Source organism: Butyricimonas muris (assembly GCF_046365375.1).
In the GTDB taxonomy this organism is placed as follows: domain Bacteria; phylum Bacteroidota; class Bacteroidia; order Bacteroidales; family Marinifilaceae; genus Butyricimonas; species Butyricimonas muris.
This window is the reverse complement of record NZ_JBKEIT010000016.1, coordinates 84711-95504: the sequence shown is the minus strand read 5'-3', so window position 1 is coordinate 95504 and position 10794 is coordinate 84711. Positions and strand designations below refer to the sequence as shown.

The 10794-nt window shown below is 42.2% G+C and carries 10 protein-coding genes; 7 read left to right on the top strand and 3 right to left on the bottom strand.

What is annotated here, in order from left to right; all coding sequences use genetic code 11:
* A partial coding sequence (locus tag ACK8P8_RS21205; RefSeq protein ID WP_410026304.1) for an ABC transporter permease occupies nucleotides 1-1158 on the top strand: 1158 nt, incomplete at its 5' end.
* Nucleotides 1159-1291: 133 nt separating this feature from the next.
* Here the strand turns inward: ACK8P8_RS21205 and ACK8P8_RS21200 are convergent.
* The 3 genes from ACK8P8_RS21200 to ACK8P8_RS21190 all read right to left on the bottom strand — a co-directional run bounded on the left by ACK8P8_RS21200 (nucleotide 1292) and on the right by ACK8P8_RS21190 (nucleotide 4815).
* Entirely contained in the window at nucleotides 1292-2635 is a 1344-nt protein-coding gene (locus ACK8P8_RS21200) for a formylglycine-generating enzyme family protein (protein ID WP_369861088.1), read from the bottom strand.
* A gap of 21 nt (nucleotides 2636-2656) precedes the next feature.
* Nucleotides 2657-4129, bottom strand: coding sequence for a formylglycine-generating enzyme family protein (locus ACK8P8_RS21195; protein WP_410026303.1), 1473 nt, complete (start codon nucleotides 4127-4129; stop codon nucleotides 2657-2659).
* A 269-nt stretch (nucleotides 4130-4398) separates the two neighbouring features.
* The gene (locus ACK8P8_RS21190; RefSeq protein ID WP_369861090.1) at nucleotides 4399-4815 is read right to left on the bottom strand and encodes a hypothetical protein; all 417 of its coding nucleotides are present in this window, start codon (nucleotides 4813-4815) and stop codon (nucleotides 4399-4401) included.
* 174 nt (nucleotides 4816-4989) lie between these two features.
* Between ACK8P8_RS21190 and ACK8P8_RS21185 the strand changes: the two genes are divergently transcribed.
* The 6 genes from ACK8P8_RS21185 (at nucleotide 4990) to ACK8P8_RS21160 (ending at nucleotide 10690) form a co-directional block, all read left to right on the top strand.
* Nucleotides 4990-6036, top strand: coding sequence for a sensor histidine kinase (locus ACK8P8_RS21185; RefSeq protein ID WP_369861091.1), 1047 nt, complete (start codon nucleotides 4990-4992; stop codon nucleotides 6034-6036).
* A gap of 6 nt (nucleotides 6037-6042) precedes the next feature.
* Nucleotides 6043-6735: a LytR/AlgR family response regulator transcription factor gene (locus tag ACK8P8_RS21180; protein ID WP_369861092.1), complete on the top strand. Its 693-nt coding sequence runs from the start codon at nucleotides 6043-6045 to the stop codon at nucleotides 6733-6735.
* Nucleotides 6736-7069: 334 nt separating this feature from the next.
* Nucleotides 7070-7900 carry a hypothetical protein gene (locus ACK8P8_RS21175; protein WP_099290318.1) on the top strand — a complete coding sequence of 277 codons (831 nt, stop codon included), beginning with the start codon at nucleotides 7070-7072 and terminating at the stop codon, nucleotides 7898-7900.
* A 96-nt stretch (nucleotides 7901-7996) separates the two neighbouring features.
* A complete protein-coding gene (locus ACK8P8_RS21170) occupies nucleotides 7997-8521 on the top strand; it encodes a TlpA family protein disulfide reductase (RefSeq protein ID WP_227215335.1) in 525 nt (174 codons plus the stop codon).
* A 312-nt stretch (nucleotides 8522-8833) separates the two neighbouring features.
* Nucleotides 8834-9388 (top strand): RNA polymerase sigma factor, encoded by a 555-nt coding sequence (locus ACK8P8_RS21165; protein WP_369861093.1) that lies wholly within the window; start codon nucleotides 8834-8836, stop codon nucleotides 9386-9388.
* Nucleotides 9389-9520: 132 nt separating this feature from the next.
* Entirely contained in the window at nucleotides 9521-10690 is a 1170-nt protein-coding gene (locus ACK8P8_RS21160) for a FecR family protein (protein WP_369861095.1), read from the top strand.
* Nucleotides 10691-10794: the final 104 nt, after the last annotated feature.

Sequence of the window (10794 nt, the reverse complement as noted above, 5' to 3'; positions counted from 1 at the left end):
TTTTTGTTACAGAAGGAGTTTATCCAGATATTCAGGGATAAAACGATATTGCTGATTCTGTTTTTGATCACAACAATTTTGTTGTTTATCCTTCCTCCAGCAATCCGAGTGAAATCTTCTACTACTTATTTAAGTGTAGTGGATCATGACCGCACGGGTACTTCTGCTAATTTTCTGCGGAAGTTGACGAGTTCGAACCAATTCCAGGTCGGGAGATACGTGGATACTTACACGGATGGATTGTTTTTTTTGGCAAAGAATAAGGTATCAGGTGTTCTAGAAATACCGAAAGGATTCGAGAAGGGTATTGTGGAGGGGCGAAAAGTTCCGCTCATGTTGGAAATTGATGCCGTGAACGGTGTGACGGCAGGGGTGTCTTCGTTTTATTTTTTACAAATATTGAAACTGTATGTGGAAGAGTATGCGTTAGGGAGCGGGGTACAACCGGGATTCCGGATGGAATCGGGGACAGAGATGTTAAAACAGGTGAAAGAGGAGATGGCTATACCTGTATTTGAGCGAATTAATTTGACTGTGAATCATCGTTATAATCCGGACGGGAAATCCAGTCTGTTTCAGATACCTTCGATATTGGCGATTTTGGTGTGTATTATCGGAACGGTGGTGGCGGCATTAAATATCGTGACAGAAAAAGAAAATAGTACGATAGAGCAAATGAACGTGAGCCCGGTGAAGCGGAGTACTTTTATATTTTCAAAAATTATTCCCTCATGGGTGATCGGGATGGCAATTTTAACGCTTGGATTGTTTATCGTGTGGATGATGTACGGAATCGTGCCGCAGAGTAGTTATTGGAGTATTTATTTTGTTTCATTTTTTTTCGTGGTGTCGATGGTTGGTCTCGGAGTGCTGATTTCCACGGTTTGTCAGAATCAGCAGCAAGTGATGTTACTTTGTTTCTTCTTCTTGCTGATTATTTGTTTGATGTGTGGGATATGGACACCAATAGACAGTATGCCAACATGGGCAAGAGTGATAGCGGATATTAATCCGTTGCGCTATTATGTAGAAGTAATGCATCGTTTTTTTGCTTATGGCAGTGAGTTAAGACATACGTTACCCCAAATAGGTGTCTTATGTATTTTTATTGTTGTATTTAATGGTTGGGCAATCTGGAATTTTCGGAAAGACAGATGAACAATGATACAGCGAATGACTTCAAAATCATTCGCTGTAGGTATTGATATTTGTCATAGATGGAGCGTGGTATAGCTCTCGATACAAGTGGTTTCGTGTGTCCAGTTAGAGAATAAGGAGGCGTCTGTCTATACTAATGACTATCAGTTCTTACGACTCTGAAACCGACATTGATGTAGCCTTGTGTGCCATTTCTCACGTCATCAGATTTCTCGCTGCGGCAATTGTCACGTTTAGAGTCCCAACTGCCGCCTTTGACGATATGCAGTCCGTTTGTATCGGTTGTTGAAGTCCACTCCCAGCAATTACCCCAGAAGTCAACGCCTCCGCAAGCACCAGTCGACTGATTGTAAGCGTCCACCGCTGTCAATCCGGATTCTATATGGTCGGAGTTCATGGCGACATCCTTGGGCATGTGCCCGGCTCCTAGAATCCACTCTTCTTCACTTGGCAGACGGTAGATGTGTTTTTCGTCATGCGCCGTGAGCCAGTCACAATAGGCTTTGGCATCGTCGATTGTAATATTCACAACCGGATAGTTTTCTTTTCCTCTGTCATAGGCAAAGCCCGTTTTGAAGGCGGCATATTCGGCATTGGTGACAGGCGCATAGCCGATATAGGCGTTCGGAGCGGATGCGCCGCGCAGCACCATCCAGGCATCCTTCAGGTTCTCGTCCTTTCGGGGGTCGATGAACCGGAGGAATTGTTGTTGAACCCGGATGTCGCGGTTTTGAACCATCTCATTCACGATGCCCTGCATATGTTCTACGATGCTGTAAATTCTTGCCTCACGCTCCAGTTCGCGGAGTTTGTTTTTCTTTCTTGCTACCACCTTGTCGTAGCGAATGCCCATTTGCTCCAGCAACGCTTGTCTGTTGGCATCCGTTGGTTTTCTTTGATATTGAATGAAAAGATTGTGTGTCTTGGAATCCATCTTGGGGCGTCCCTCCTCGACAAGCGGAGTACCGGGCTTGTCGAATTTCAACTCGTTTTCCAACAGATCATCGGGGCTTATAAATGTCCCCGGCTCCACCGTCTGATGCACCCCGAAATAATGTGCCACAAGTCCATCGCGGTAGATGGATAATCGATATCCTCCATAGAGGTCACAAGGCAAGGTGGAGATGTAATAATCCTTTCCGGGCGTAAAGCCTGACTTGTCGGAAGTGTTGAACGCAATAATAGTACTCGCATTTTCTATGCTATCCACCATCGGTTTCCCCTGAATGTCCTTTTTGATACTCGCTGTACCTGCCAAAGGATTGCCATCAACACTTTCTATCTCTACTTTTGTCACACCCGAAAGTCGGATATTGAACTTGATGCCGCAGCGAATCGTGGAATCTCCATCGTATCCGCCGTTTTTGTCTGTTTGAATGGTCGAAACCACCACTATATTCTCTTTACCATTCTCTTGTGCCGACACTGCAGTGACCGTCACGATGGCAACAACCATTGTTAGAAGTAACTTTTTCATCTTTGAATATTGCTTTAAGGATTAATTTTTGTCAGTTCTTACCACCCGAAAACCGACATTGGCATAGCCATGTAAACCATTTCTCACTACATCTGATTTCTCACTACGACAATCGTCACGCTCAGAGTCCCAACTACCGCCTTTGACAATATATGAACCGTTAACGTCTGTTGTTAAAGTCCATTCCCAACAGTTTCCCCAGAAGTCAATGCCTCCGCAAGCTCCTGTTGTCTGGCTATAAGCGTCCACGGCTGTCAGTCCTGATTCTGTATGGTCAGAGTTCATGGTAACATCCTTGGGCATATGGCCGGCACCGAGAATCCACTCCTCATCGGTTGGAAGACGGTATATGTGCGTGTCGTCCTGTGCCGTAAGCCAGTCACAATAAGCCATGGCTTCTGCAATCGTAACATTTACTACCGGGTAGTTTTCCTCTCCTGTGTCATAGTCTACATTGTCTTTGAAAGAAGCGTATTCGGCATTTGTCACTGGCGCATAACCTATGTAGGCATTTGGTGCGTCTGCGCCGCGCAGCACCATCCAAACGTCATTCGGGTCATCATCAGTTCGGGGGTCAATGAGTCGAAGAAACTGCTGTTCTAACCGGATGTCTCGGTTTTCTACCATCTCATCCACAATCTCCTGCATTTCCTCTATCAAGCCGGGAGTCAAAGCCTCCCTCTCCAGTTCGCGGAGTTTGGCTTTCTTTCGTGCCACGACTTTATCATAACGAATACCCATTTGATCCAACAACGCCAGTTTGTTTTCTTCCGTCTGGTTTTGCTGATATCGGCGGAGAAGAGCGGTTGTGGTGGCATCCAATTCCGGACGTTCTTCTTCCACAAGCGGTGCATCCGGGGTGTCAAACTCCAATCCGCTTTCCATAAAGTCGTTCGGAGTTATATAATCGGCTCGTTCCACCGTTTGATGCACACCGAAATAATGAGCGACTAGCCCGTCTTTGTAGATGGAAAGCCGGTATCCTCCGTAGAGGTCGCAAGGTAAGGTGGAAATGTAGTAGTCTTTGCCGGGAGTGAAGCCGGATTCATCTGAAGCACTGAAAACCAGAATGTAATTGGCGTTTTCTATTTCATCGACGATAGGTACTCCCTGATTATCCCATTTTATATTGGCTGCGCCGGAGAGAGTATAGCCATCAACACTTTCCAACTCGACCTTTGTCACGCCTGGCATTTGGAAGTTAAGCTTTATTCCCCCACAAACAGTATGAAAATTCAGAGAATTAGAGACAGTACGGGCTACTGCCACTGCGGTCTTTGCATCATATCCGTTGCCGCCGTCCGTTTGAATGGCAGGAACGGTTACAGTTATACTTTCGTAATCAGAAGATACCATTCCGTCTGTTGAAAAAATGCCATACAAAGGGTTGTCATCCGTGAAAGAGCCTTCGACAGAGCTGGAAAGTCTTGATATGCTACCGGATTCCCGTGCTTCCACGGTAATTGTTTGCCCGTCGTGAACTAACATTATCATATCACCTGCTTTCCAGTTGGCGTAAAGTCCATCAACGAGGACCGCGGACAGATCTGTCTGACTCGTTTCCGTTTTTTGCCCGCCGGAGGATACTGTATCTCCTGTCTCTTCATCTCTATCCGAACATGAAGCAAGAACGAGCCATGTCATAAGACAATAAAGGATTTTATTTTTCATATTTCATTGTTTTTATTATTTCGCTATAATTTGCAGATAGGATTATGGACGGATATTTCCCATTCGCATAAATGTTTTCCTAAATACAAGCCTCATGTTCTTTTTTTCATTATATATACTTTCTTTTTTCCTCTTACGACAGCTATAACCGACTTGTCCTTGTCCGCGACAAAAGCGTCAAGTTCCGCTTCCGCGGCCATTTTTGACAATCCCGTCATTTTTGCATATTTCTTCACGGTAAGATGGTCGTGATTCTTCAGATATGCCATAGCCATCTTGAAGCGTTCTTTTTGGTTGAGATGGTTGTTGACATGGATGGTTACGGCCGGTTTGGAAACAACGGTCACCACATTGTACGGACGGTAATATCTATGCCAGTGGTGCCTGTGTGGTCTTGCGATGGAATTAGCCATTGTGTTTTTTGCTGTTGCGGATTTATCCGATGCGTTTGCAACTTGAGATGCTCCGATGAAGAGCAATGACATGAGAATTAACATTAACTTTTTCATATTTCTATAGTTTTAATTGGTTTTCACGTGTAAAAGTAAATTTTCATCATATACGAAAAATAAGTATGGTTCAATGTGGTGGTGAACAACACGAAAGTGTGGACAAACAGCAAATTTTTGTTTTTGTAAGTCATCCGGACTTCGTATCTTTGCACAAATCAAGAAGAAAAAAGTATGATACAAACAAACAGGCGTTTGCCTTTGTATATAGACTTGGTATTTTGCTTTGTCTTGCTTCCTTTTATGATCTGGCTGTTGCCGGTAAACCGGTGGCTGAATAATAACGCACCATTTGTCTTTCTATTCGTGGGGTGGTTGTATGTCGTCTATCTCATAAGTCGACGTTATGTGATACCATGGATGTTCCGGGAGCGAAGATATCTGATCAGTGCCTTGGCAATTATCGTTGGCTCCGTGTTGATCACGTATTTGATTTCATGCTACCGGTTTGAAATATCGCAACCGATTCTCCGCAGGGCTCGCCATTTGCCTGAAACCGTCGATTTGCAGCCTCGTGTGGAAATGATACTCCACCAACGGGCAGTGTGGTTTCTGTATGTTGTTGTTGTGGCATTCAGTTTTGCAGTAGGGGTTCTCGCGGAACTGTACAGGCAAATCATGGAGCGACAAGCTGCTGAGTATGAAAAGAAAAAAGCCGAATTGGCTCTTTATAAGGTTCAGATTAACCCGCATTTCCTGTTCAATACCCTTAACACGCTTTACGGGCTGATGTTGACCGATTCCGGAAGGGCGGAAACGGCGTTTATACAATTCATGGATATGACAAAATATATGTATGTAAATGCCGAGAAGGATAAAGTTCCTCTTCGGGCTGAGATTGACTACATCCGTCAGTATATTGAATTGCAGAAGAATCGAGTGAACGAGCATACTCGTGTACATTTTTCGCTTGAAAGCCGGAATGAGAATCCCGATACCATGATAGCCCCGATGATTTTGATTACTTTCGTGGAAAATGTCTTTAAATATGGAGTTTCTTCTCATAAGGACAGTGATATATACATAACCACCACGATAGACGGTAATCTTTTGTGTTTTACAACACAAAATCCGGTTATCGTGTATCCGGAAAAAGAAAAGAGCGGTTATGGTATTGCCAATTGCCGCAAAAGGTTGGATTTGCTTTATCCGGGCAAACATCAATTGGAAATAAAGGAGCAAGCGGACAATTATCATGTGACACTTATTCTAAATCTGTGAATCGAGATGAAATGTATTGCTATAGATGATGAACCGGTTGCCTTGAGTGTTCTGCGTCAATATTGCCAGCGAATCGGTGAAGTGGATTTGAAAACTTATTCTGATCCAGTTGTCGGGATGCAAGAAGTGAAACGCCTTAAGCCTGATTTGCTGTTTTTGGATATACGAATGGGGGAGGTCAGTGGTGTTGAATTGGCACGGGAAATACCCCAAGGCACTTTTTTGGTTTTTACGACGGCGTACGCGCAATATGCTGTTGACGGGTTTGACCTTAATGCCGTAGATTTTCTGCACAAACCATTTTCATTCGGTCGTTTTTGTCAAGCGTTTGAGAAAGCACAACAGTTGCGAACGCTTCGGGAACTCTCTCTAGATCCTGTATTGACTGATGAGGAGATTATTATTAAGGTCGAATACAAGAATATGAAAATACGACTTGCGGATATTATTTATATCGAGGCTATGGACAATTATATTCGTATCCATTTATTACACGTGCGTCCGGTGCTCTCGCAGATGAGTTTAAAAAATTTGCAGGAGTTGTTACCTGAAAAGTTCGTGCGCATTCATAAATCTTTTATTGTGCCGTTGTATCGTGTTGCGTCTTATACACGTACAGCTCTGACTCTCTATAATGCTGATATTACACTTCCGATCGGTAGAGCTTTCTATGCGGATTTTATCAAAAATATGCAATGATTATTAGATTGATAACTAATGTTTTGGTGGGTTATGAAGTGATTTTTTCTAAAATAAAACAGTCAATATATATAAGAACAAAATTAGTGTAAAAAGGCGGAACTTCGCTGTTTTAATTTACGTATTTAACAGTGTTTACGTTACCATTTTCTCTAAATAAATGAAAATTGGTCTGAAAGTTATAGATTTTTATTTAAGAGGGGTGTTTGGTTTCGTTTTGTAAGTAAAATAATTAATTCATGTTAAATATTAAGTTAAAATCGAGTTTTGAGTCACCCTTTTTGCTCTTTTAGGTGTTATAAGGGTGTAAGTTGAAATTAATGTATCAAGCAGTATGTTGAAAATTGTATTAATCGTAGGAGTATTATTATTCAATCTTGTTGGAGTGGAAGCTCACGAGAAGGAGATGGATTCATTGGATAATTTAGTGAAGAGGTTCGAAGCGAATCCTGCGGACCCACAGACCACCATCAAGTTGTTGAAGGAGTTGAAGAGTCAAGGCAAACCTAGTGGTGATGTCGTGAACAAGTATTTTCAGACGCAGCAGGAAGCTGATTATCTGAAAGATTATAACTGGTCGATTATCCGTGATTTTGTGGATGACGTGAATGCACCACAAATTAAATACGTGTTTAACAATCAATCCAAGTTCATACAGCGTTTTTCTAAAGACGATGTGTTCCAGAAATTGGATAACGTGTTCGTGGGACACTTGGAGCGGTATTATAACTCGAACCGGACGGAGTATAACAAGTACTTGGATTTCCTGAGAAATACGGGGTACGAGCATTACGACGTGGTTTCGGATTATTTTTACATCAAGCAGTTGCGCGCGGAACGGAAGTCTGAGGACTATTTCTACAAGGCTCGTAAGTTGTTCCGTTATTTCCCGGAAAACCGGAAAATGATCAAGGAGATCACCGATGGTGCGTTGGAGATCATGAATGACGTTTCCCGTTTGAAGGTTATCCAATTGTGGGCAGGCAAGACCGTAGAATCCAAAAAAGATTTTGACGCGCTTTATAATTATGTGCTGATTTCTAACAAATGCGGATTCGGTGATGTGGCCAAGAAATATGCCCAAATCGCGACTTCTGTTGCCGAGCAGTCATCTAACCAGATGTTGCTGGAGAAAGCGAAGAAATTGAATCAGTTGATTAACTAGGTATAAATTGAATCGAATAGCAGGCGGGGGGTGTCAAAACACCCCCCGCCTGCTATTTCAGAAAAAAATGTTATCTTTGTATGAAATCAAAAAGGGATGCTTATGAAAAAAATTCTACTATTAGCAGTTTACTTGCTGACGTTGGGGAGTTTGACGGGATTGAAAGCACAAGCAAAAGAGACGTTGGTGAAAGTAGGGGATGATGTTCCGGAGTTCGTGGTTGAGATGTTTGACGGGAAGAAAATCGATATCAAGGATTTGAAAGGGAAGATCGTGTTGATTAATTTTTGGGCGACTTGGTGTCCGCCTTGTCAGGAAGAGTTGAAGCGGGTTCAGAAAGAAATTATAGACAAGTTTAAAGGGAAGGATTTCGTGTTTTTAGCGATTTCACGGGAGGAAACGAAGGAACAGGTAGCTAAATTCCGGGAGAAGAACGGGTATACTTTTCCCATGGGATTAGATCCGGAACGTAAGATTTTCGAGAAGTTTGCCACGGCATCAATCCCGCGCAGTTTTCTTGTTGACAAGAAGGGAAAGATTGTGGCTATCGAAATCGGTTACTCGGAGAAGTCTTTTAATGAGTTAATCAAGAAGATCGAAAAGTTACTGGAAAAGGAATAACGAACAAGAAAGAGGATTTTTGAGGGTGTGTTTCAACACACCCTCTCGTCTATAAAGTCTGAAAGTTCACAAGGTCGTAAGGTCAAATGTGTAGAAATTGATAATCACGAGAGTAATAGGTCTTCGGAAAAATATAATATCTTTGTGTTGCAAGATATGAATAAAGGATCGTTTATTAATTGTGTTGCCCCTAAGATGGGAGGAATGTGTATAATTCTTATATCTAAGTAATTACATTTTTTGAAATATAATAATGCATTCATAATACACTAATTTTATGGGTGTTTTTAAACGATCGTTTATTTATATATAATGTTGGGTGATAAGAAAATAAATATACGTCAAAAAGAGGTGTTTGATAAATGCTTTCGTGTTTATTATCAAACACTTTGTTATTTCGCGTATAATTATTTAAAGGGGCAAGAAGAGGCGGAAGATGTTGTACAAGAAGTTTTTATTAAATTGCTTGATGCAACAGAAAGCTTTGATAATGAGGAACACTTGAAACATTACCTTTATAAAGCGGTTCGGAATGCCTGTTTGAATCAAATAAAACTCTCGGGAATTCGGTCTGAAATCTTGAATAATATAGCAAAAAATAGTCCTCAAGATGAAAATGATTTTTTTGTCCATGTCGTTCGAGCAGAGGTCTATAGGGAAATTATGGCTGCTGTTAATGAATTACCGAACGAGTGTGGACGTGTTTTCAAGTTGGCATACGTGGATGGTTTTAGTAACGAGGAAGTCGCCGAGCAATTGTCTATCAGCGTGAACACGGTAAAATCCCAGAAGAATAAGGCAAAGATTCAATTGCGGGAGAAATTGAAAGGGTTGTATCCGGTATTGTTGTTTTTTTTGAATATATAGATTTTTTTTCTTGGGTTATTTTCTTGAAAAATAGTTGTTTATAAAAAAAGATTACTTTTTCAAGAAAAAAAATGAGTTTTGCGTAATCCTTTTTTTCGAGTTATTTGTATTAGGGCAAATTTGAAGAAAGAGATGAAGAATCCATTTAAGTTTGCAAAGGAATTATTACGGCATAGCCGGGGGGAACTTTCAGGACGAGAGAGGGAAGAGATGGAGAATGTGCTAGAGGAAATGGAGGGATTGGATGAATTGGTGCGGGAGTTGGGGGATAAGGAACGTATCGGGGAGGAGTTGAGGGTAATCCGGACTTTTGACACGGAAAAAGCGTTGACAGAAATAAATTGGAAGCGTGGAAAAGGACGGCGTTTATTTATACCGTGGGTGGCAGCGGCTTCTGTCGTGGTTGTTGCCGGAATAACAGCCTTGTTTTTGTTGAATCGTGTTCCGGAGAAGGCAGCGAGCGTACCTGTTGTGGCAAGAGTGGAACCCGGGAAAGCGAAGGTTACTTTTGAAATGGCTTCTGGGGCTAGATTTGTGTTGGATACATTGACCTCGACGATTCGTAATGATAGGGCTAACGTGGCTTTTGAAAACAGTGACGGTACTCTTCGGGTTGAAGAGCAGGTCGATACCGTGGGCGATAATGTTCCCGAGGTAGGGAGGAATAAGATATTAGTTCCTTATGGTGGTACTTATTCATTAATTCTGGCAGATGGAACGAAGGTATATTTGAATTCGGGGACGGAGTTGGAGTTCCCCTCTCGTTTTAGTAAAGAAAAACGGCAGGTAATTTTGAAAGGTGAGGCTTATTTTGAAGTGGCCAGAAATGAGAATAAACCTTTCATAGTGCAGGTAAACGAGATGGCGGTAAAGGTGTTGGGCACATCTTTTAACGTGAAGTCTTACGTTGACGAGCCGGGTGTATACACGACGTTGGTAGAGGGTAGTGTTGCTATTGTTTGCGATGGGCAACCGGACAAAGTGATCGTTCCGGGCGAACAGGCTTACTATAACAAGGGCGTTGGAACATTGAGTGTTAACCCGGTAGACGTGGCTGAATTTATTGCTTGGAAGGATGGTTTCTTCTTGTTTAAGGATCTGCCTTTAGAGGAAATCCTGCGTATCGTGTCGAGGTGGTATGACGTGGAGGTGTTTTACGTGAATCAGGGAGCGAGAAGCGTGGTGTACAGTGGTAAATTGCCGATGTATTCTTCTATCGAAGACGTGTTGAGGAAGTTCGAAATCTCGGGAGAGGTTCGGTTTGACTTAAAAGGAAGAGTTTTAATGGTTTATGACAAATAACAAACGGGATTGGGCAATCCCGTTTGCGATTACTCACTCGTTGGGCAACGAGTAGAATAAATGTTTAATTTAAATGTGATACAAATCTATGAAAAAAAATTGGG